Raw genomic sequence first — 19,693 nt, 5'->3', positions numbered from 1 at the left:
CTTGCGGTTAGCTTAATCATTTTATATTTTTATAAAAAACGTAATTTTTAAATAAAATACATAAAGAAATTTTATATGTTTAAGACCAGCATTGAACAATGGCAACTGTTTGCAGCCGTGATTGAACATGGCAGTATCGCCAGTGCCGCTGAGCATCATCACCGCAGTCAACCGGCAGTGAGTTATCAGCTCAACCAGCTACAGCAGCGCTTGGGGGTGGAGTTGTTGCAACTACAGGGGCGTCGCTTGGTATTGACTGAGGCGGGCTCGGCCTTATTGGCGCAGGCGCAACTATTGCTCAACGGTTTTCATGATTTGGAACTGCGCGCTGACGCGATTCATGCCGGACGGCGAGCAGTGGTTAATTTGGTGGTGGATAGCATGTTTCCACAAGCGTGGTTATTTGCGGGGCTGAAGGCGTTTCATCAGCAATATAAGCAGACCCAAGTACATGTGAAGGAATCGGTCAAAGATGAAGGAATATTGCAGCTACAGCAGCAAGCGGGCGATTTGTATTTGATCAGCTTGCCGCCAACCAGTGCGTTAGAAAAGCAGTTCGTGATGGATGTGCAGTTTATTTGTGTGGCACATAGTCAGCATCCGCTGTTGCAGGTCACGCAGGAACTGCGCCGCTCGCAGTTGGCTAGCTATCCGATGATCCAAGTGGTGGATAAGCAGAGTCAGCAGCTCAGCCATCAGTATCCGGCAGCACAGGAATCTTGGTACTTCACTTCGATTGATGCCGCGATTGGAGCTGTGGTAAATCAATTGGGTTTTGGCTGGTTGCCGCAGCAGCAAGTGGCACCCTTATTGGCAGATGGTACGTTAGCGAGCATTGGGATGAACAGCCGCTCAACCCCACTGTATTTTGTGCGCGATGACAGCAGTCGCCATGATCCGACCGTGCAAGCCTTGAGCGAGGCGCTGCAACAGCAGATTGATAGTCACTTGCACTAACTAGGGAAGGTAATAAGTCCCTGATGTGAGCTCATGTACTCATCCGGTTTGCCAAGGAATCGGTCAGATCATGGAACACTAACTCACATTTGCCGATAGTGAATTTTCCAGTAAAAAGGCCGTCAGTCGCGTAAAGAAATCTTCCCATCGCGGATGGATGCGATCCTTCCTTGGGCAAAACTCCTTACTGTTATCGAACTTGTTTACCCTAAAGCGGGTAATGACCGCCGTCCTTATTCATTGGAAACCCTGTTGCATATCCACTGCCTGCAGCGCAGGTACAACCTAAGCGATGGTGCCATGGAAGATGCCCTCTATGAAATTGCATCAATGCGCTTGTTTGCACATCTATCCTTAGATAGCGCCATGCCAGACCGCACGACCATCATGAATTTTCACCATCTGTTAGAGCAACATAAGCTGGCCCGTGAGATATTCAGCACCATTTACCAATGGCTCAGCGAGTGCGGTGTCATGATGTTGCAAGGCACTTTAATGGATACAACCATTATTAAAGTACCAAGCTCGACCCAAAATAAGCAAAACCAACGTGACAGCGATATGTGCCAAACTCAAAAAGGCAATAAGTGACACTTTGGGATAAAAGCCCACATTGGCGTTGATGCCAAAAGCGGCTTAACCCATAGCTTGGTGATCAACTCCGCGAATGCACATGATTTAAGTCAGTTGGACAACTTACAGCAGAGTGAAGCGCCAGTTCGGCTATGTAAAAGCCCGCTATAAAGGCTTGGTGAAAAACGATTCTTTGTCGAAATGAGCTCGTAGCCTATTCCGTAATAAATTGATTAATAGCTGGATGAGTGGTTCGACCTTGATAAACAGTCATGATAAGGGTTTTGAAATGCGGATTTTTCAGGCAATCGCGAATTCAACACAAGTGTTTTCGCCAATAGCGCAAAAATGGCTGTCAATTCTAGTGTCACCAAGGTGCTTACCTGCAACTAAAATCTATGCGTCAGCAGGCAATCGCTTCCTCTTTCGGTACTGTCAAGGTCATTGCTTAGAAGGTAGCGAGGCTGTGAGGCATTGCCCTTTTCGGTCATTGATGTCACGGTATTTTTGCCTGCTACCCGGCAGATATTGCAGCACGAAGGTTGAGCAATAAGCTTTAGCCTTTGTGGCGCGAGTGATTTAGCAAAGGGATATGTTGCGTGTGCTGAGCGCCTCTCTCAATTTCAGACGATTTCATATCGTGTTCACATATTTTTAATAAGTCATTAATGGTGGATATTAGCCCTTAGTCTATAGGTGATATGCCTCGCGGATTGCCAGGGCATAACCGAGTTCACTACCCAGGCACAATTGTGGAAGTCGTGGTGTATTTTCGGAAGTATTGCTGTGTTGTAGGCATTGGTTTCGGCTGTATCGCGTACACGCTTGAAGGGCGTGACTTAGCACAAGCCTGATATTTGCTGACATGCTTGTTGCCGCCGTCGTTTATGCCTGTGGGCACAAATGTACTTATTTGACGGCAATGTCTCACGTTATTAGCGGGCTTTGCTGCTGATTCCAGGAGGGTATATGGCATTAGGTAAAATTTGGGTTGCTCTTTCATCATTAACGGTAGTGCTGTTAGTGGCCGGATGTGATGATACCGTGCAGACCCAAAACAAGTTTTCCGCCACAGAGATTTGTAAAGCTACGATGGCGACAGCGTTACAGCATGATCTTTACCATTAGTCTGGTGGATAAAAACGGTAAGTTGGTTTACGTGTCTTACACCGATCCCACTGATTCATCGCAAAGTATCTATCGCTGTCGGCTCGATGGTGACCATGTATTGTGGGCACCAACCAAGGGGCAGTGGCAAAACCAAACAGCAGGGCAAATCTCCTATATTGCTAACTATAATCAGCTCACTATTACCGAGACGAATGCCAACGGCCAAAAGCATAGCAATCAATATAAATTATCAGAGTTAAAAAGTTCATAGGCATAGTGGGTAATTTGTCAGGCGTAAGTCGGATGCACTTACGCCTTTTCCATTACTCGCATCCGTATTGGAGCAAAGGACCATAGGCGCTGCGGTATCTATTTGCCATACAAAGGCGGTAACATTTCCTTTGTGATTGGCGGTTTATGATAGTGATAAGACTATAAAAACATTAGCAATATTCAGCGGCTTAGCGCACCCGGACAGGTTCTTTGATGGCGTTGGCCGCAAGCAAGCGTTGCAGCGCCGAGATCGCGGTGTCAGTGAGTTCATGTCCCTTAGTGAGCACCATTAAGCCTTTGGTTGTACGGATGTCTTCATCTAACACCCAGCCCGGCGTTAACTCTCGAATATACACATTGCGGACATTGGTCACGTTAACGCGAAAGTCCGCCAAGGCTTTAATAATGTATTCTGGCAACGCCGGCCGCACCGTGCGCAGGATTTCTGCTGGACGGTCGACATTTAGACGCCCCAGCGTTGCGTGACGCTCCAATTCGAGGGCGGCTCGCAACAAGTGCGCGCCACGGCAGACTTCAATGGGAGCATCAGCTGCAGCTTCCTTGGCTTGGTGGCGAATGATTTCGGCTACCAGCTCAAGACGAGGAATGCATTTTACTAAACGGCTCGCAACATCGGGATGTTCCTGTAGCAGTCTCTGCTCATCTTCAGAGAGTTTGCGCTGAGCGGCATCCGCCTGGACTATCTCCGCTGGAATGCCAACACAGCCAATTTGGCTTAACGCGGCGGCAATAGTGTAAAGCCAACCATCGGGCCAATTCAGTTTGACCAACGCGTGGCGGACACACGACTGCGCGAAAGCTGAACGTTGGAAAGCCCAAGGGGCCACCATGGCAAGCACTTCCGTTAATGTTTTAACCGAGGCTGCAAGCGTGGTGGCGAGCAACTCCTTTTCGGCACGAACAAGGCGATATTGTCTGACGGCATCGTTGATAGACGCAACCAGCGCCTCTTTGGAACAAGGTTTACAAAGGTAGCGGAAGATGGCGCCTTTGTTGATGGCCGCAATGGAAGACTCCACATCGGCTTGCCCGGTTAGTAGGATCCGCACGCTGTCCGGGGAGTCTTCACGTGCTTTTGACAGAAACGTGGCACCATCCATGTTTGGCATGCGCATATCGGAGATGATCACCGCAAAACGCTCGCCTTGGTGAATTGCTTGGAGGCCGGCTTCACCGCTGTTCGCTACCTCCACGTCAAATTCATCGAATAAGTTTCGCTCCATAGCGGCTAACACGTTGGGCTCATCATCTACGCAAAGCACGCGAGGTAAGGTTTCACTCATTCAGCATTTCCTGTGTCTGGGCCACCATTTTCTGCCATAAGGGCAGGTGGTTTAGCACACCAGTTTGTTCTAGGTAGTCAAGATCGGGGACACTGTTGTTGGCAAGACAAACCGCCACATGCACGACACCTATTACCCCGAAGGCTTTTTCTCCCGATTGCGCGGGCTGTACGTGATGTGCCACCGCTTCCACAATATCCATAGGTAGCCCCCATAAGGCCAGCAGATATGCTCCTACGGCTGCGTGAATGGGAATGTTTCCAAGAGTTGTGGCGGGTTCATAAGTGGGCTTTCTCAGTTCTGGGAGTAACAATGCAATGCGGGCAAGTAGGGCCGCAGTGGCTTCAACGCCTTGGCGGCTAGAAATATGTGCCGCTAGGTTGGATGCGAGCAGCGCGCTCTGTTGCAATTGTTCCACATAGGGGACACTCTGGGCATCGGCAAACACCTGAGAAGCCAAGACCAGTAACTTTACCTGATCCAGCCCCAATTGGGTGATGGCATTGCCGATGTCATGAATGTGGTGGCCTCTGGAGAAATAGGCAGAATTAGCAAGCTGCATGATCTTGACGCTTAAGGCTGGGTCACTGCCCAGCAGTTCTGCGATATGGCGGATCTCGCTGTTAGGGTCGGCCAGAAGACGACTTATTTCAGTGAACACTTTGGGAGCCGCAGGCAATTGGCTAATGCGGCCAACGGCGTCAACCACCGCCGGATCTTTAAACATGTTTCGTAAATCTAAAGCACTGCCCACCATCTTCAGCAGCGCTTTACTGTCATAGGGTTTAGAAACAAATCGATGGGCTACGTCCAACATCCGCAAGGTGGCATCGGGTTCAGAATAACCGGACAGAATGATCCGTATGGTGCCAGGCCAGCGTTTACGTACCTCGCTGAGCAATTCAGCACCATCCATGAATGGCATTCTCATGTCAGACACCACTACGTCAGCCGGCACTTCCCCCAGCATCGCAAGGGCTTCTTGACCGCTATTTGCGAAGCGGTATTCCCATTTGTTGTCTTGTAAGATCAAGGCTCGTTCAATACCGGATAGCACCCGACTTTCGTCATCGACAAACATCACTTGCATGCGGAGTTTTCCTCTTTATGGCAGTGAATAGGCAGTTGCATAATAAATGTTGTACCGACCCCTTCTTCGGACTCGCAACGGATCTGCCCATTATGTTTGTCTACCACGGTGGAATAGACAATGGCGAGACCTTGCCCTGTGCCTTTACCTACGGCTTTGGTCGTGAAGAAAGGATCGAAAATACGGCCACGGATCCCCGCAGGAATTCCGCTGCCATCGTCTTTGACGCGGATCTCTATATACTCGCCTTTGCGCACCGCTGATACGAGGATGTGGCCTTTTTCTCTGACCCCCTCTTGGATGGTGTCGGCGATGGCGTGGGCAGCATTTACCACGAGATTGAGTATCGCTTGCGCTATCATATCGCGCAGGCACGGCAGTTGCGGCAAGTCGTCTTCAAAGTCGGTATCAAGCTCTGCCACGTATTTCCATTCATTGCGAGCAACGGTTATCGTGGTGTTGATAACTTCGCTGACATTGATAAATTCCTTCTCGCCCTTGGATGGATGGGAAAATTCCTTCATGGCGGAAACGATTTTAGCAATGCGAGTGAGCCCCTCCAGTGATTCGTCGATGGCGCTGGGGATCTGGCTACGCAGAAATGCCAATTTAGTGCGCTTGAGCTCCGCATCGAACTGGGCGACGATAGGCTCGTCCGCCATTTTTTCCCGTGCAACCTCGGCCAGCATCAGCGCTGAGTCCAAAAGATTTAACAGCGAAACTGAGGCGGTTTTAACAAAACCGACATTGTCGGCCACATATTGGGTCGGGGTGTTAATTTCGTGCGCAATGCCTGCCGCGAGTTGGCCTATCGACTCCATTTTTTGAGCCTGCAGCAACTGAGCTTGGGTGAGGCGCAATTCGGTCAGGGCTTTTTCTAACGCATGTCGTTCATTCTCTAACTCAAGTGTCTTGCGAGCGACTACTTTCTCCAGACCCACGTTCTGTTCCAGAATAGCAAAGGGGGTGGCGTGACTGTGCATAGCCTCTTGTGCAATACGACGTTTGAGCACATCGATGGTCTTATCGCGTGCTGCGAGTTTGCGCTCGTAATAAGCGGTTAAGTCATCCATCGCCACTGCGGGAGTGTTATTTTCAAGCAAGATGTTTCCCTCCAATGGCAATTCCGGTGAATGTTTGGTTTACGTGCAAGCCGTTGTACTGCTCGCCGTAGGTGGAAAAACCCACCACTCGGTTCTGCACCATTATGTTACCAATCTGCTGCTCTAGCCCTTCCTGCTCAAACTGAAGTCGCCGTAGGATACAATCGCAGCCAATAATCACTGAAGGCTCTGGAATTGTCTCGTGGACCTTATCGAAGGCTTGTTTTAAGGTGCGCGCAGGATCTTTTGCTTTGCCGATGGCGACAATCAGACCTTCTTCTATGGCGCAATAGCATGTGAGGGACAGATCTTCGTTCCATTTTTGTATGGAACGGACATAGGGCTCGTCGCCGAAGGAAAGCACCAACGGGTTGCGGGAAAAAACGGTAGGGGTTAATTCCTGCACGGTCAGCCCCAAGGCCTCCGCATAAACCTGCGCAGCGGGCTCACCGTTTATCTCGATGATAAGTCGCTTCTCGGCATCGGCCTCGGTGATGACGAGCTCTACTTCGCCTGCTTCAAAATGCTGAACCTTGAACGAGGCGATGGGCGCATTGGTTTCGACAACGGCAAATACTGCCGCATCGGAAATGAATTTCCCATTGCCATCATAAACATAGGTTCTCTCGAATCGCAGATCATCGCCAGCGGAGCCGCCAATAATAGGTACATTACCTATCTGTTGGTAGAGGTTCGCAACAAGGCGCTCTTCTGCCATTGAGAGGCCATCAACTAACAGTAGGCTAAAACGCTGCAGATTGGGTCTGGTTACACTATCACGACGAATGGTTTCAGCAATTTCAGCCACCACTTCGGAGTACTCCGCCAAAGGTTGGATCATGAATGGCCGGGTGTGGAAGTCTGGACCCAAGCCAATACCGACCAATCCCGAATGTTGGAAGCCTTCGCTGCCAATCTGACCAGATGAAGTGCAACCTATACAGGCGCAGTTGAAGGTATTTTTCAGCTCCTGCCCCAGTATTTCTAAGTTGTAGTCTGGGGAGCAGAAAAAAATAACAGTATTGATGCCTTCGGTGCCTATTTGACGAGCAAATTCGGCAACGGCCGTGACCGGATCTGTCGACTCACTACTTGCATAATGGGGGTGAAAATTCACGACGTGTTCTCCCTTTTTTCAGTAGAAATCTTTGAGCGCGATCGTGCTAGGTCAACGTCGGTTATGGGCTCAACGCCGTGGCACACATTCTTAAAAAAGACTAGGCGTATGTGGCGCAAATGGCAAATAGAGCGTCTATGAAACAAGCTAACAGGGCTGGCTATGGTTGTTGTGTGACGGGAAATCAATAAATGAGTTTTTGTTGATTAATGGGATTGAAGAGAAAAGCTTTTAACAGTCGACATCAAGGCATGATGAATTCACTTGAAATATTGGCTTATTTCGTTGCAATTCATATTACCCAGAAAATGGAATAGATAATCACTATCATTAATATCTAAGTGAGAATACTATTTATGCCGTTATACCTCTCCGCGTCTAACACCCCATTTCGATCTCCTCGTTTTGCTAGCAGTGCGATGACGGCAGCGATGCTCAATGTGCTATCAGGTACTGCGATGGCAGCAGATTCGCCGGAGATAAAAGCCGATAAGAAAATGGCAGTTGTTGAAGTCTCCGATGACTGGATCCGTAGCGGAACATTAACAAAAAGACATGTTTCTCTGATTTATTTTTGCGGCAGATGAGCAGAGACTAAAAATTCAACAATCACGCTGCAGTGAGGTTGCTAGAGGCTATTGGTCAACATGATGCGCTTCATTGCCGTATTTTATGGAGGAGTTATGTTCACCCGCGCAACTTTAATCGGGCTGTCACCGCTACTACTGGTGAGTATGTTAGCAGGCTGCAGCAACGATAAAGGCCCATTTACCGATGCCGAGATCTGTCGTGCTTCTGTGGCAACTGCATTGAATAAAAACCCATCGATTTTTAGTGTGGATGATGTTAACGGCAAGCTGGTTTATGTTTCTTATCATGAGCAAGATAGTTGGAAGCATGATATTTACCGCTGCAAAATTGAAGGTGCCCAGGCGATCTGGGCAACCGCAAAAGGCCCGTGGAAGACCCGTGATACTGATGATCAGCTTACCTTTGTTATCAACGACGATAAGTTGACTGTTGTGGATACTGACGCTGCAGGTAAGCAAAGTAAAAAGCGCTATAAGTTTGCCCAGTTGAAAGTGGATACGCCCAACAAGAGCAGTATTACCAGCTGAGTATTGCACTAGCACATTGCTTTTCTTGTCTTGCCACGATGCAGTGGTAACACAACGGCAAGTGGGTTTGTATTTCACAACTCTTTCACTTGCTTGCTCTTTTTGTGATGAGTGTGAGTGACTGAGACTCGACAAAAATTATCGTCCTAGGCACAAACCGCCGACAAATGGCCGTTGTGTCTGATTAGTTATACCACTCAAACGGGCAGCTTGAGTGCAACTATTGCGTTTGAACGGCGAGCGCATTCGCTGCGGTTTACCGACAAAAAAGTCACGGTTTCTCATGAGACATTTTGGTTACCACTGCAACGTCATAACGAATAAGTCCCAAGGTATCTGTAGACGCGTGGTTGTCTAGCTTACTGATGCCAGAGGTGGTGCTCACTTAAGTTTCAGAATGTGACTTTTTTAAATAAACCATCAGGCAAAAGCCGTTAGATTAGCTAGCACATTGGTTGATGATGACAAGGCGTCGATATGAAATCTTGGTTAACAGGCTGCCTGCTTTTTTGGGCAATGCTAACTCCAGCAATGGCGGCGACAGTTACGCAAGAAGCGACCATAATCGCCCATGAACAAGCGGCTCTGGCTTTATGGGAAAGTGGTGATCCATCTGGATTCCTGCAACTGGCGGCTGACGATGTGGTGTACTTCGATCCCTTTTTATCGCAGCGGCTGGATGGTAAAGCGGCGCTGACCACTTACTATGAAAAGCTGCGCGGCAAAATACATGCTGATCATTATCAGATGCTCAATCCCAAAGTGCAGTTGCTTGGCGCTGCCGCCGTGCTGACTTTTAACTTCATCTCAACCAATGCCAAAGGTAGCCATTATTGGAACTGTACTGAAGTTTATCGACAAACAGCCAGTGGCTGGCAGATCATTCAGACACACTGGTCGTTTGCCAAAGCGCCGTAGTAATCGACTATGGCTCGAGGCGGTACCCGTCAATCAATACTGATGACAGTTTAGGTATCACTTCTTCACTGGCTTGAGTTGGCAATGGCTGCTTGCTAAGTTCGTTTGCTCTAAAGGTGAGAAATACTTGGCTCGTATTTTGGGAAACATTACATCGGCGAGAGACTTTAAGCGTTGATTATTAATCTGTGTTCTTTTATAAATAGGGATCTTAATTGGATCGAAACTAGATAGTAAGGATAATTCTTCGGTAATATTATAATTTTTTAAAAGAACCTCAGTCATATGTTTGCGAATTAATTCATTCCACTGTGATTTATTACCCCAATAATGTAAAACATACTTATCTGCAAATTTGCAGTCTAATTTTGTTTGGGCGACAGCAGAAATAGCCAATTGTTCTACAACTCCTTTTTTTTGCAAGTTGCGACACATTTGATCGCATGCAGTAATGGCCTGATGCAAGATGTCGTTGGCCTGTGATGCGGGAAGCCCAACGACGCCTGAATTATACATATAAGTTTTGTCGTTAATTTCAATGTTGGCGAATTTTTTATATTTTAAAGGCGACCAAAGTGAATTATCACGGTTTTTTGCCAGTAAACCTTCATTACAGTGAAAAATAGCATGTCCTTGTCGCAGTGCTGTAATTAATGTATCAGGTGCGGCGTAATGGAAAGTATCCGAATCAAAGAACAGAATATCTGTATCGGGGGATACCTCTGTTAATAGTTTTAATGCTTTTAGTTTAATCCGGAAATGATAGTCATATTGACCACTCCAGTCGGTAATGTTCTGTGAGGTCATAACAGTAATATGACAATATCCCGAAAGTCTAACAAAATATTCTGGGCTATCCGTTAAAATATGAATATCAAATTTTCGGGTGTCATATTTTAGTAAAGATAAAATTGAAAAGTATAGTTGTTGACATATTTCAAGTTTCTTTCCATATGCAACATAGCAGATACTAACTTTGTTATTCACAAAAATCTCCATATAAAACAATCAAATCCATGTATAATTGCTAATCTTCCATCATAAGAAAATGGTGGGTCTGTGTTCTCCCCCATTTTTATGTATGTCTGAATATCTCGTTGAACGATATTATTGACAACAAATCTTAGCGAATGCTTACCCTCAGAACTTTTCTAGGGTCACAGTTGTACTGGTATAACAACCGCACGATTGTGAGGTTGCCACCCTTGGGTTTGGCCGCTAGCATACTTAACGAATTGTGGTTTATCAAGACGTTATCTGCCTGAGTTCAAAATCATGGCGTGCATACATGTCGCTTATTAAAGGTAAATATTTGCTGGTGGCAGCACGGTAGAGGCTTTATCGCCAGTAATTCTGCCGTGAGTAAGGTAATGGCTATTGGGTCATTGCTGTCGTGTTTTTTGTAGCAACATTGGTGGTAACTCACTGTATTGCTTTGGCGTTTATCAGATGATCGGATCAAAGATAACCGCGAACAATGATAATCGAGGTGGTAGTTGGACGATATTCTAAATGCGCAGCGGCAACACTGGGACAATAGCTTTAGCCGCAACAGCGATATGTTTGGCGGTGCCGCTAGCGCACCGGCACAGTGGGCGGCGGTACGCTTGCAGCATGAAGGGAAGTCGCAGTTGCTGGAACTGGGCGCAGGTCAGGGGCGTGATACTTTGTTTTTTGCCGCTAATGGCTTTGCTGTCAGTGTGCTGGATTACTCTGCCAGTGGTGTCGCAGCCATCAATGCCAAGGCTGAGCAAAATGGGTTGGCGTCACGGATTAACCTGACATGTCATGATGTACGCCTGCCATTACCGTTAGCCGATAATAGTGTCGATGCATGTTTTTCGCATATGCTGTTTTGTATGGCACTGACAACGGGGGAGCTGCAACAGTTATCCCGTGAAGTCTTGCGGGTGCTGCGTCCAGGCGGTTTGCACATTTATACCGTGCGCCACACTGGCGATGCTGATTACGGCCGAGGCATCCATCGCGGTGATGATATGTATGAAAACAATGGTTTTATTGTGCACTTCTTCAGTCGCGACAAGGTCGCGCTGCTGGCGCAGGGATACCAGGCAGCGGCAGTAGAGGAGTTTACTGAAGGACGTTTGCCGCGGCGTTTGTTTAGGGTGACGCAGCGTAAAACCTGATCATAGCGTTAACCGTTTGCCACCATTGAGATACGTGGTGCAAGCAACACGCAACAGTGACGTGAAATTCCCTATGTCGCCGCGTTTCAGTAGTACTTCCCGGTGGATGCGGGTGAGAAATTCTGCCACCGAAATGCTGGCGTCTTTGGCAATATCTTCAATCACTTTCCAAAATACTGCTTCGAGGCGAATGCTCGTGACCACGCCATCAATCCGCACTGAGCGGGATTGCAGTTCAAACAGTTCGGCTTCTGTGCCGGAATAGATTTCACACATATTGCGCCCCCAAACTGGCCGGAAGCTCCAGCCTAATCTGGGGGCGGCAAATGTCATTACCCCTTTAGTCTAAGCTAGCAGTTTGTTGAACTGCGCTAGCCAAGCGGGATGCGCAGGCCAGGCTGGCGCGGTCACAAATAAACCGTCAGTAACGGCCTGATCGACTTCGATGTTGGCATATTCGGCACCAGCTAATGCCACTTCTGGCGCACAGGCGGGATAGGCGGAGATTTTCTTGTCTTTAATGACCTTGGCAGCCGCCAATAATTGCGCGCCGTGACAGATGGCGGCAATCGGTTTCTGCTGCTGGGCAAATGCTTGCACCAGCGCGATGACTTGTGGATTGAGCCGCAGATATTCAGGTGCACGACCGCCTGGCAGTAATAGTGCATCAAAATTATCGGCGTTAGTGCCAGCAAAATCGGCATTCAGTGCAAACAGGTGGCCCGGTTTCTCCGTATAGGTCTGGTCGCCTTCAAAATCATGGATAGCCGTTTTTATCTTGTCGCCGGCTGATTTCTCGGGACAGACCACACTCACCTGATGGCCCACCATGCCAAGTGCCTGAAATGGCACCATAAGTTCATAGTCTTCTACAAAATCACCGGCAATAATTAATACCTTAGCCATGTCGTTCTCTCCTTGTCGTTACGATTGTATCAACTTACCAAGTTCTATGGCATCCGTGGTAGTAAGAGGTTACTACAGATATTTTACTTTGGGTGACATTTTGTCCTGCGACTTTGCTCTGGCTGTAGCCATCTAAAATAAGTCTCAGTGGATATGTCATCAGCAAACCACATTGGCGGCAGATGCATTAGTCGGTGGCGGCGCACGCTCTGGCGTTCCATCGTTCCCAACAAAGAGTTGATGCAGGGTATTTGCTGGCTTTATCGCTGTTATTACCTGGCGATGGCGACTTGCGGGGCGCGGAGCTTCCTAGTGGCGCTGGTCTTGAACTGGCAGCAGAAAGGTACAGCAAAACTCGCTGACTTTTATCAGCAGCACCTTGAAAATGGCCAAATAATACCCAGATTTATAATGTTACAGCCAGTCTTCACAATGACTGAAGTTGACTGCATTTATTCACTTCAAACAGGCTTGGAGCATTATGGCGTTCAAAGATTATTATCAGATCCTGGGCGTCGCCCGTGACGCCACAGATAAAGACATCAAGCGGGCGTACCATCGCCTTGCCCGTAAATTTCACCCTGATGTCAGCAAGGAAACCGATGCAGAGTCGCGCTTCAAAGAGGTAAAAGAAGCCTACGACGTGTTGCACGATGCCCAGAAACGTGAGGCTTATGACCAATATGGCGCCGACTGGCAGGCTGCACAGCAGGCAGAAGCACAAGGTTTTCACCACTATCAGTATCAGGGCAATAATAGCGCAGGTGAGCAGCCGTTCGATTTTGATGATATTTTCCAGTCGATGTTTGGTGGCCGCGCGCGCACCCAAAGTGGCGGTCGTCATTCTCGGGCTCATTTTGATTTTCCTGGCGAGGATCTGCGAGCACGGATCCAGATCGATCTGGAAGACAGTTATCGTGGTACAACCCGTACTATTACTCTCGGCAGTGACAGCGGCGGTCAGGCTCGTACCCTGAACGTGCGTATTCCTCGCGGTGTCATGCCGGGGCAACACATCCGGCTGGCGGGGCAGGGCAATCCCGGCATGGGGAGCGGTGCTAATGGTGACCTGTTGCTGGAAGTTTCCTTCCGACCCCATCCGTTGTATCGAGTAGAAGGTCGCGATGTTTACCTGACTTTGCCGGTAGCGCCTTGGGAAGCTGCGTTGGGGGCAAGTGTTACTGTGCCATTACCGGAAGGCAGTATCGACTTGAAAATCCCGGCCAACTCGGCCAATGGTCGGCGCTTACGTTTGAAAGGCAAAGGGATCCCCGGCAAAGTGCCTGGTGACTTTTATGTGGAGTTGAGTGTGGTATTGCCAGCATCCAATAGCACTGCGGCCAAACAGGCCTACAACACTTTCAAGGAGACATTGGATTTTGATCCTCGGGCAAATTGGGGGAGCAGGGCATGAGCAAGGAATTATTGACACTATATGCGGCTGAAGTATTGGATGAGCATTGTAAATTGACGCTGGCGCAGCTATGTCGCGCCAGCCATTTGGCCCCAGAACAGATTTTCGAACTGGTGGAATACGGTGTGGTTGAGCCTTATGGCAAGCGACCAACGCACTGGCGTTTTAGCGGTGTGGCGTTAACGCGGATCCATCGGGCACGCCGTCTAGAACAGGATTTAGGCTTAAATACCGCTGGGGCGGCATTGGCGCTGGATCTGCTAGATGAACTGCAGCAGTTGCGGGCGCGCATTCGGCGGTTGGAGGGCCAGGATGATTGATCCAGTACGCTGGCAGCAGCATTCACAACGTAATTTCTGGCATTCGGCGTTGCTGTTATTGGGAATGGCGGGATTTATAGCGCTGCTGGGCTGGTTATTGGCTGGCAGCGGCGGCTTATTGCTGTTGCTGTTGGGTGGGCTGCTGTTGTGGGGGCTTCGTCGTTCGATATCGCCGTTGACCGTGATGCGACTGTACCGCGCTCGTCCGTTAATGCCTCAGCAATTCCCAGCACTGTGGCAGCTGTTGCAGCAGTTGTCTCAACGTGCTGGATTAACGCAGGTGCCGCAACTTTTTCTGCTCCCTGGGCCGTTATTGAATGCTTTTGCCATCGGTAGCCAGCAACGGCCGTTGATTGCCATTACTGAAGGTGCCTTGCAACAGCTTGACTGGCGTGAGTTAGCCGGCGTGTTAGCGCATGAGATCAGCCATATTCGTAGCAATGATCTGCAAGTGATGGCACTGGCGGATACATTGAGCCGTGGGACATCGCTGCTAGCAACCATGGGACAGCTATTACTGCTGCTCAATTTGCCACTGATTATGCTGGGGTTTGCCAGCATTAATTGGTGGACAATCTTGTTACTACTGGTGGCGCCGATGCTTAGCGTGCTGGCGCAACTGGCGTTATCCCGCACTCGTGAGTATGAAGCGGATTTGAATGCGGTGCAGTTGACAGGTGATGCCGATGGGCTCGCCAGTGCTCTGGTGCAAATTGAGCAGCAACAGCAAAACTGGTTGCAGCGGTTGTTGCTGCCAGAATCGGTAATGTCCTTGCCATCGGCGCTACGCACCCATCCGCAGACTCGCGAACGGATCTTACGTTTACAGGCACTCAAACAGCAGCCTTGGTTTTACCAGCATAGGGTGTTACCGCCTTTGTTTCACCGCCCCTATGATTAAGTGTTATCGGCACTGCCGTGGTGAGTGGTGACTCAATCAATCGTATTTTTCTAATTAAATATGTAACAAATTTGATACAAATCAGATAAACGACATATTTATCGTGCAAGACTCTACCTTCACATCTGTGTTACGCAAAACGGCCTGTGGAGGATACAACATGAGTTATAGGCATTGGCTAACCATGTCAGCATGTGCATTGCTGGCAGCTTGTGGTGGTAGCAGCAGCGATCCGGCCCCAACCCCGCAACCCTCGGAAACTGGTACATTATCATTGGCAGTCTCTGATGCACCAATGAGCGGAGTTACTGCCGTTGGGCTACATCTGCACGAATTGGTGATGACCGACAGCAATGGCGTGGAACACCGTTTTTCATTAGGTGATATGACCATGAATTTGCTGGATTATCCTGGCAAACTCAGTCACACCGTGGTTGATAATATGGCGTTGCCTGTCGGTAGCTACCATAACGTTTACATGACCGTGGTTCAGGGCGATGGCAACAACGGTTGTTATGTGGAAGATGGGCAGGGGCGTCATGCCTTACAGGTACAAGACGGTCAATTACCACTGATGGACTTCAGCGTGGCGTCTGGTCAGCACTACGGTTACACCATGGAAGTGGATCTGTATCTGGGGCTGCAACACGACAACCAGTATGACTACAGCTTGAACCACGATGGCATGTGGGCGGTCAACAACATGTCAATGGGGCATTTATTAGGTGAGATGGACCCTCAATGGGTGGCGCAATGCGAGGCCGACAATGCCGCATTGGCACCCGTGGGCAGCGTATTTACTCATCTGGCATATCTTTACCCGGCAACTGTGACTAGCATGAGCCAGATGGCGGATGTGTCTGCAACCCCGGCAACTGGCCGTACTGCGCCGATTGCGGTGGCACCGCTGCGCCAGGATGACCAGGGCAATTGGTACTTTGGCATGGGCTTTTTACCTGCTGGGACTTACCGGGTCGGTTATAGCTGTTTAGGCCATTTGGATGATCCACAAGTGGATGATACGACGAACGGCTCCTTTAGCATGTATGCCGATGCTGGCAGTGTCACCATCGATGCCGGAACAACTGGCGGTACCGAAACCGTCCATCGCTGTGGTATGGGCAATGGCGGGCACCACGGCGGATAACCTTTGCAGTTACGCTGGAAGCACAGCATTAGCTGTGCTTTTTTGTGCAAAGTACGCTCAGAAGTTGTTGTCGTTATATACCAGCAACTGATGGATGGTGTGCAGGGCTGCATCCAGTTTTACCAGACGGGTTTGTTGTTGCAGTAAGCTGAGAAATGCCTGCGCGTCTTCTAGCCCTAGCGGGCAAGGGACATTGGCAAAATCGCTGTCGGCCACCGTTAGACACAACTCGGCTTGCGAGTTGAACTCCAGATTGAGCTTACGCAGTTTTTGCCCTAACTGCTGAAGTTGTTCGACCACGGCGGGTTTGAAAAATTTGGCCGCTGTCATTTCTGACCCGGCTAACACTTTGAATTGTTTTCGAAACTCCAGCGATGCCGGTTCCCATTTTATGCCACGTTGGCCACTATTGCTGTAACCGAGGATGTTGAGATCGCGGGTAAAACCAAAGGACATTATGACGCCATATCGGTGGTAATGGCTGTAGGTGGTACGGGTGTGACTGCGGCCTTTGCTATCAGTGGTGGTCGTCGTGTGTTTATCCACGTAATGAAAATCGAACAGCTGATAGTCAAACTGATGCTGTTCGCCCTGATAATGCCCTTGGCATAACCAGTCAATGCTGCGCTTATGGTTGCCGCGATTGAACTCACAAAAACGCCGCTCAAATTCACGGGCTTTGGTTTCTGGCTGACAGGATAATTCTTGTAATTGATTATCTAACAACAGATTTTTATGCCAGATGGCATCAACCAGCCCTTTGAGCCGTTGATAGCGGGAGAGCAACAACCAGATACCGATAACTGTTAGCAGTACAAATGGTGACCAAGGGCCAAAGGGGAGTTGATATAGCGGACGAATGAGCCACCACAGGCCATTTAACATGTCAGGCGGCAAGGCATTGAGCTGACCACTGTCCAGCAGCCATAGTAGCAGCATGAGCAGCAGTCCGCCAAGCGTCATGCTCCAGGGCCAACGGTTGTTGTAGCGGATCGGCCCGTGAAAATTGAGTGCAGGTTGCAAGAGGGCATACAGGCTAGTTTCATCATCAACGCCAGCGAGTGATTGCTTCATGCTCCGTAGTAGCTGATCGATTTTTTGGTTATTAGAGGTGGTCATGGTGGTGATTAGTCAGACGTATGGCCTGATCCTGCAGATAAGCGAAACACTGGCCAGCACAGCGCTGGCCACAGGATAACGATGGGAAAATCATCACAATCTCAAAAATTGGGCTTATATTCGAATCCAGCTGATGCTTCGCTGTCATCGAAAGTGTCTAGCCGATGCTTGTGCGTAAACATGTTGTTTACCATGCTGTTGGGAAACACCTCAATGCCGGTGTTGAACAGTTCCACATTACGGTTAAAGATGCGTACTGCCGCGCCGATGTTTTCTTGCTGCTCGGTGATTTCATGCATCAGTTTGCTAAACAGTTCATTGGCCTTTAACTCCGGGTAGGCCTCAACAGCAATATTTAATCCCTTCACGACCTCGCTCATATGGCCTTCAGCTTTAGCCAAGCTTTTAGTGTCAATGGTGTCACTGGAAAGCGCTGCCAAGGAACTGCGCAGTGCGGTGACTTTTTCCAGCAAGCTTTTTTCATATTCACTGTACTGCGCCGCAACTTGCTCCAGCGATGGCAGAATCTTGTTCTTTTGTCGCTCTTGCGCAATGACATCGCTCCAAGCGCGCTGCGTGGCGTTATAACGGCCAATAATACTATTGTGGATCACGATAACTGCCAGCACTGCTGCCGCAAGTAAAATGACTAACACGAGCAGAGAACTCATTTTCTTTCCTTAAAAATGTGGATGTCGTAACTGCGGCTTACTGTAACAGATTGCACGTCAATTATTGAATCCGTATTCACTAACATATTGAATCTCTTCTGTTGTAGCGATAGTTTAAGCAAGAGAAGCCGTTACAGCACAAAATATCAGGGAGTCGATACCATGTTAACTACTGTGCCGTCAAAGACGCCGGGAGCCGAAATCTTACTGGTGCAGTCGCGTTGGCAAAATATCTGTTATCGCGGTGCATGGCTGCTGGAAAAGTTCTGGCTAATGTTATTCGGGGCAGTGACTGTCGTGTGTTGGCATTACCCGCTGTTTTTGTTGCTAACATGGGTGCTCCCAGTAGCCAGCATGCTGGTGCTGTTTGGCGTCATCACGCTCTGGCTGATGCTGTTTAACCGCGGTGATGGCAAGCTGATAGAGTTTGGCGTGCGTCTGGATAATGCCGGTATCTGTATTATTCGCTATGGTGAACCGCAATTTATTGCCTGGTCGGAACTGCAAGCATATCGCCTCGAACCCGGCTTATGCTGGCCTCGGAAATTTCAACTTAAACTCCGCGATGATAGCGTGGTGGAATTTGGTTACTTGTGCTTGTCTAAACGCCAACGCCAGCAGTTGTGTCACGAGTTGTCTTGCCGCTTGGGGCAACCACTAGACAGTTTATCTTAGGTTAGATTGAACCCAGTTACGAGCCAATGGTCAGACACTTCAACAACCGTTAATGGTACTGCCTGCCAATTGACTGAAGGAACTACACTATGCGCAATTTTGTCGGTAAATTGCTACGCGAGAATCGCTCGTTACTACTGTTCATTTTACTGATGTCGGTGTTCCGCAGTGCGGTGGCCGACTGGAATACCGTACCCACAGGGTCAATGAAACCCACTATTGTTGAGGGCGATAGAATCTTAGTGGACAAAGCTGCCTATGATATCCGCCTGCCCTTTACCCATATCTCGCTGGTAAAACTGGCCGACCCGCAGCGTGGTGACATTATTGTGTTTGACTCGGCGGCCGCAGATAAAAAGCTGGTTAAGCGCGTGGTTGCTGTTCCGGGGGATGTAGTCGCGATGGATCATAACCGTGTGTACCTTAACGGTAAGGCACTCAGTTATCATGCGCTCAATGGCGATAACACCACCACTGATGTGCAAGAAGACTTGGCAGGCATTAAACATCTGATCCGCATTCACAATGATGGCTCTACACTGTCTAGCTTCCCTGCGGTGACTGTGCCAGTTGGCTATTATCTAGCGCTCGGTGATAACCGCGATAACAGCGCTGATTCCCGGGTTATCGGTTTTATTCCGCGACAGGAGATTGTTGGACGTAGCCGTAGCGTGGTGATGTCACTGAACTACGACAATTACTATCTGCCACGGCCAGAGCGCTTCTGGCATACGCTTTGAGGCATTGGTGGTTTCAGTCAATGCCTGATAAATTACACAGGTGCCACGCCAACACTATGTTTTTAGACGTTGATGGTGATTCAGTGGCGT

At 48.9% G+C, this 19,693-nt stretch carries 22 protein-coding genes and 1 pseudogene; 14 read left to right on the top strand and 9 right to left on the bottom strand.

Annotated elements, in window-relative coordinates:
* The first annotated feature begins 75 nt into the window (after positions 1-75).
* From J3L11_RS10455 to J3L11_RS10440, 4 genes and pseudogenes are all read left to right on the top strand, one after another.
* Complete coding sequence (locus tag J3L11_RS10455; protein ID WP_189616971.1) at positions 76-957, top strand: LysR family transcriptional regulator; 882 nt, start codon at positions 76-78, stop codon at positions 955-957.
* A 70-nt stretch (positions 958-1,027) separates the two neighbouring features.
* Positions 1,028-1,656: pseudogene (locus J3L11_RS10450) on the top strand (IS5 family transposase); the annotation flags it as partial.
* An 843-nt stretch (positions 1,657-2,499) separates the two neighbouring features.
* Entirely contained in the window at positions 2,500-2,658 is a 159-nt protein-coding gene (locus J3L11_RS10445) for a hypothetical protein (RefSeq protein ID WP_207570949.1), read from the top strand.
* Positions 2,642-2,911, top strand: coding sequence for a hypothetical protein (locus J3L11_RS10440; protein WP_207570948.1), 270 nt, complete (start codon positions 2,642-2,644; stop codon positions 2,909-2,911). Before J3L11_RS10445 ends, J3L11_RS10440 begins: the two co-directional genes overlap by 17 nt.
* A 190-nt stretch (positions 2,912-3,101) precedes the next feature.
* Here J3L11_RS10440 and J3L11_RS10435 read toward each other — a convergent pair whose 3' ends face one another.
* From J3L11_RS10435 to J3L11_RS10420, 4 genes are read right to left on the bottom strand one after another with little or no spacing between them, the layout of a single operon-like run.
* Entirely contained in the window at positions 3,102-4,217 is a 1,116-nt protein-coding gene (locus tag J3L11_RS10435) for a response regulator (RefSeq protein WP_207570947.1), read from the bottom strand.
* Entirely contained in the window at positions 4,210-5,307 is a 1,098-nt protein-coding gene (locus J3L11_RS10430; RefSeq protein WP_207570946.1) for an HDOD domain-containing protein, read from the bottom strand. The genes J3L11_RS10435 and J3L11_RS10430 overlap by 8 nt, the downstream gene beginning before the upstream one ends.
* A complete protein-coding gene (locus J3L11_RS10425) occupies positions 5,298-6,410 on the bottom strand; it encodes an ATP-binding protein (RefSeq protein ID WP_207570945.1) in 1,113 nt (370 codons plus the stop codon). Before J3L11_RS10425 ends, J3L11_RS10430 begins: the two co-directional genes overlap by 10 nt.
* Entirely contained in the window at positions 6,403-7,527 is a 1,125-nt protein-coding gene (locus J3L11_RS10420; RefSeq protein ID WP_207570944.1) for an FIST N-terminal domain-containing protein, read from the bottom strand. The genes J3L11_RS10425 and J3L11_RS10420 overlap by 8 nt, the downstream gene beginning before the upstream one ends.
* A gap of 419 nt (positions 7,528-7,946) precedes the next feature.
* On the opposite strand from J3L11_RS10420, the gene J3L11_RS10415 reads away from it, so the two are divergent.
* The 3 genes from J3L11_RS10415 (at position 7,947) to J3L11_RS10405 (ending at position 9,563) form a co-directional block, all read left to right on the top strand.
* On the top strand, positions 7,947-8,114 hold the full coding sequence (locus tag J3L11_RS10415; RefSeq protein ID WP_189616976.1) for a hypothetical protein: 168 nt from the start codon (positions 7,947-7,949) through the stop codon (positions 8,112-8,114).
* A 96-nt stretch (positions 8,115-8,210) separates the two neighbouring features.
* Complete coding sequence (locus tag J3L11_RS10410) at positions 8,211-8,645, top strand: hypothetical protein (protein ID WP_207570943.1); 435 nt, start codon at positions 8,211-8,213, stop codon at positions 8,643-8,645.
* A gap of 477 nt (positions 8,646-9,122) precedes the next feature.
* Positions 9,123-9,563: a nuclear transport factor 2 family protein gene (locus J3L11_RS10405; protein WP_207570942.1), complete on the top strand. Its 441-nt coding sequence runs from the start codon at positions 9,123-9,125 to the stop codon at positions 9,561-9,563.
* Between the two features lie 57 nt (positions 9,564-9,620).
* On the opposite strand, the gene J3L11_RS10400 is transcribed toward J3L11_RS10405, so the two are convergent.
* Positions 9,621-10,550: a hypothetical protein gene (locus J3L11_RS10400; RefSeq protein ID WP_207570941.1), complete on the bottom strand. Its 930-nt coding sequence runs from the start codon at positions 10,548-10,550 to the stop codon at positions 9,621-9,623.
* A gap of 509 nt (positions 10,551-11,059) precedes the next feature.
* On the opposite strand from J3L11_RS10400, the gene J3L11_RS10395 reads away from it, so the two are divergent.
* Positions 11,060-11,710: a class I SAM-dependent methyltransferase gene (locus J3L11_RS10395; RefSeq protein WP_242695185.1), complete on the top strand. Its 651-nt coding sequence runs from the start codon at positions 11,060-11,062 to the stop codon at positions 11,708-11,710.
* On the opposite strand, the gene J3L11_RS10390 is transcribed toward J3L11_RS10395, so the two are convergent.
* Positions 11,711-12,043: a ribbon-helix-helix domain-containing protein gene (locus J3L11_RS10390; RefSeq protein ID WP_242695184.1), complete on the bottom strand. Its 333-nt coding sequence runs from the start codon at positions 12,041-12,043 to the stop codon at positions 11,711-11,713.
* 12 nt (positions 12,044-12,055) lie between these two features.
* A complete protein-coding gene (locus J3L11_RS10385) occupies positions 12,056-12,616 on the bottom strand; it encodes a DJ-1/PfpI family protein (RefSeq protein WP_207570940.1) in 561 nt (186 codons plus the stop codon).
* Positions 12,617-13,097: 481 nt separating this feature from the next.
* On the opposite strand from J3L11_RS10385, the gene J3L11_RS10380 reads away from it, so the two are divergent.
* From J3L11_RS10380 to J3L11_RS10365, 4 genes are all read left to right on the top strand, one after another.
* The gene (locus J3L11_RS10380; RefSeq protein WP_207570939.1) at positions 13,098-14,030 is read left to right on the top strand and encodes a DnaJ C-terminal domain-containing protein; all 933 of its coding nucleotides are present in this window, start codon (positions 13,098-13,100) and stop codon (positions 14,028-14,030) included.
* The gene (locus J3L11_RS10375) at positions 14,027-14,350 is read left to right on the top strand and encodes a chaperone modulator CbpM (protein ID WP_133039849.1); all 324 of its coding nucleotides are present in this window, start codon (positions 14,027-14,029) and stop codon (positions 14,348-14,350) included. Before J3L11_RS10380 ends, J3L11_RS10375 begins: the two co-directional genes overlap by 4 nt.
* Complete coding sequence (locus tag J3L11_RS10370) at positions 14,343-15,251, top strand: zinc metalloprotease HtpX (RefSeq protein WP_207570938.1); 909 nt, start codon at positions 14,343-14,345, stop codon at positions 15,249-15,251. Before J3L11_RS10375 ends, J3L11_RS10370 begins: the two co-directional genes overlap by 8 nt.
* Before the next feature lie 160 nt (positions 15,252-15,411).
* A complete protein-coding gene (locus J3L11_RS10365; RefSeq protein ID WP_207570937.1) occupies positions 15,412-16,398 on the top strand; it encodes a DUF4382 domain-containing protein in 987 nt (328 codons plus the stop codon).
* A gap of 57 nt (positions 16,399-16,455) precedes the next feature.
* On the opposite strand, the gene J3L11_RS10360 is transcribed toward J3L11_RS10365, so the two are convergent.
* Positions 16,456-17,472 carry a hypothetical protein gene (locus tag J3L11_RS10360; RefSeq protein ID WP_207570936.1) on the bottom strand — a complete coding sequence of 339 codons (1,017 nt, stop codon included), beginning with the start codon at positions 17,470-17,472 and terminating at the stop codon, positions 16,456-16,458.
* A gap of 146 nt (positions 17,473-17,618) precedes the next feature.
* Positions 17,619-18,188: a LemA family protein gene (locus tag J3L11_RS10355; RefSeq protein ID WP_189616984.1), complete on the bottom strand. Its 570-nt coding sequence runs from the start codon at positions 18,186-18,188 to the stop codon at positions 17,619-17,621.
* Positions 18,189-18,350: 162 nt separating this feature from the next.
* Between J3L11_RS10355 and J3L11_RS10350 the strand changes: the two genes are divergently transcribed.
* Together J3L11_RS10350 and lepB are read left to right on the top strand one after the other, a co-directional pair.
* Positions 18,351-18,863 carry a hypothetical protein gene (locus J3L11_RS10350; RefSeq protein ID WP_207570935.1) on the top strand — a complete coding sequence of 171 codons (513 nt, stop codon included), beginning with the start codon at positions 18,351-18,353 and terminating at the stop codon, positions 18,861-18,863.
* 89 nt (positions 18,864-18,952) lie between these two features.
* Positions 18,953-19,603, top strand: coding sequence for a signal peptidase I (gene lepB / locus J3L11_RS10345; RefSeq protein WP_207570934.1), 651 nt, complete (start codon positions 18,953-18,955; stop codon positions 19,601-19,603).
* The last annotated feature ends 90 nt before the right edge of the window (positions 19,604-19,693 follow it).

It is taken from the genome of Shewanella sp. 4t3-1-2LB (assembly GCF_017368415.1).
GTDB lineage: Bacteria > Pseudomonadota > Gammaproteobacteria > Enterobacterales > Shewanellaceae > Shewanella > Shewanella fodinae.
This window is presented reverse-complemented; position numbering and strand designations above follow the sequence as displayed.

Excerpts from the sequence above, each read along its gene's own strand:
- J3L11_RS10455 (WP_189616971.1), top strand. The coding sequence starts at position 76 with ATGTTTAAGACCAGCATTGAACAATGGCAACTGTTTGCAGCCGTGATT.
- J3L11_RS10445 (WP_207570949.1), top strand. The coding sequence starts at position 2,500 with ATGGCATTAGGTAAAATTTGGGTTGCTCTTTCATCATTAACGGTAGTG.
- J3L11_RS10440 (WP_207570948.1), top strand. The coding sequence starts at position 2,642 with ATGATCTTTACCATTAGTCTGGTGGATAAAAACGGTAAGTTGGTTTAC.
- J3L11_RS10435 (WP_207570947.1), bottom strand. The coding sequence starts at position 4,217 with ATGAGTGAAACCTTACCTCGCGTGCTTTGCGTAGATGATGAGCCCAAC.
- J3L11_RS10430 (WP_207570946.1), bottom strand. The coding sequence starts at position 5,307 with ATGCAAGTGATGTTTGTCGATGACGAAAGTCGGGTGCTATCCGGTATT.
- J3L11_RS10415 (WP_189616976.1), top strand. The coding sequence starts at position 7,947 with ATGACGGCAGCGATGCTCAATGTGCTATCAGGTACTGCGATGGCAGCA.
- J3L11_RS10410 (WP_207570943.1), top strand. The coding sequence starts at position 8,211 with ATGTTCACCCGCGCAACTTTAATCGGGCTGTCACCGCTACTACTGGTG.
- J3L11_RS10405 (WP_207570942.1), top strand. The coding sequence starts at position 9,123 with ATGAAATCTTGGTTAACAGGCTGCCTGCTTTTTTGGGCAATGCTAACT.
- J3L11_RS10390 (WP_242695184.1), bottom strand. The coding sequence starts at position 12,043 with ATGACATTTGCCGCCCCCAGATTAGGCTGGAGCTTCCGGCCAGTTTGG.
- J3L11_RS10385 (WP_207570940.1), bottom strand. The coding sequence starts at position 12,616 with ATGGCTAAGGTATTAATTATTGCCGGTGATTTTGTAGAAGACTATGAA.
- J3L11_RS10380 (WP_207570939.1), top strand. The coding sequence starts at position 13,098 with ATGGCGTTCAAAGATTATTATCAGATCCTGGGCGTCGCCCGTGACGCC.
- J3L11_RS10375 (WP_133039849.1), top strand. The coding sequence starts at position 14,027 with ATGAGCAAGGAATTATTGACACTATATGCGGCTGAAGTATTGGATGAG.
- J3L11_RS10370 (WP_207570938.1), top strand. The coding sequence starts at position 14,343 with ATGATTGATCCAGTACGCTGGCAGCAGCATTCACAACGTAATTTCTGG.
- J3L11_RS10365 (WP_207570937.1), top strand. The coding sequence starts at position 15,412 with ATGAGTTATAGGCATTGGCTAACCATGTCAGCATGTGCATTGCTGGCA.
- J3L11_RS10360 (WP_207570936.1), bottom strand. The coding sequence starts at position 17,472 with ATGAAGCAATCACTCGCTGGCGTTGATGATGAAACTAGCCTGTATGCC.
- J3L11_RS10355 (WP_189616984.1), bottom strand. The coding sequence starts at position 18,188 with ATGAGTTCTCTGCTCGTGTTAGTCATTTTACTTGCGGCAGCAGTGCTG.
- J3L11_RS10350 (WP_207570935.1), top strand. The coding sequence starts at position 18,351 with ATGTTAACTACTGTGCCGTCAAAGACGCCGGGAGCCGAAATCTTACTG.
- lepB (WP_207570934.1), top strand. The coding sequence starts at position 18,953 with ATGCGCAATTTTGTCGGTAAATTGCTACGCGAGAATCGCTCGTTACTA.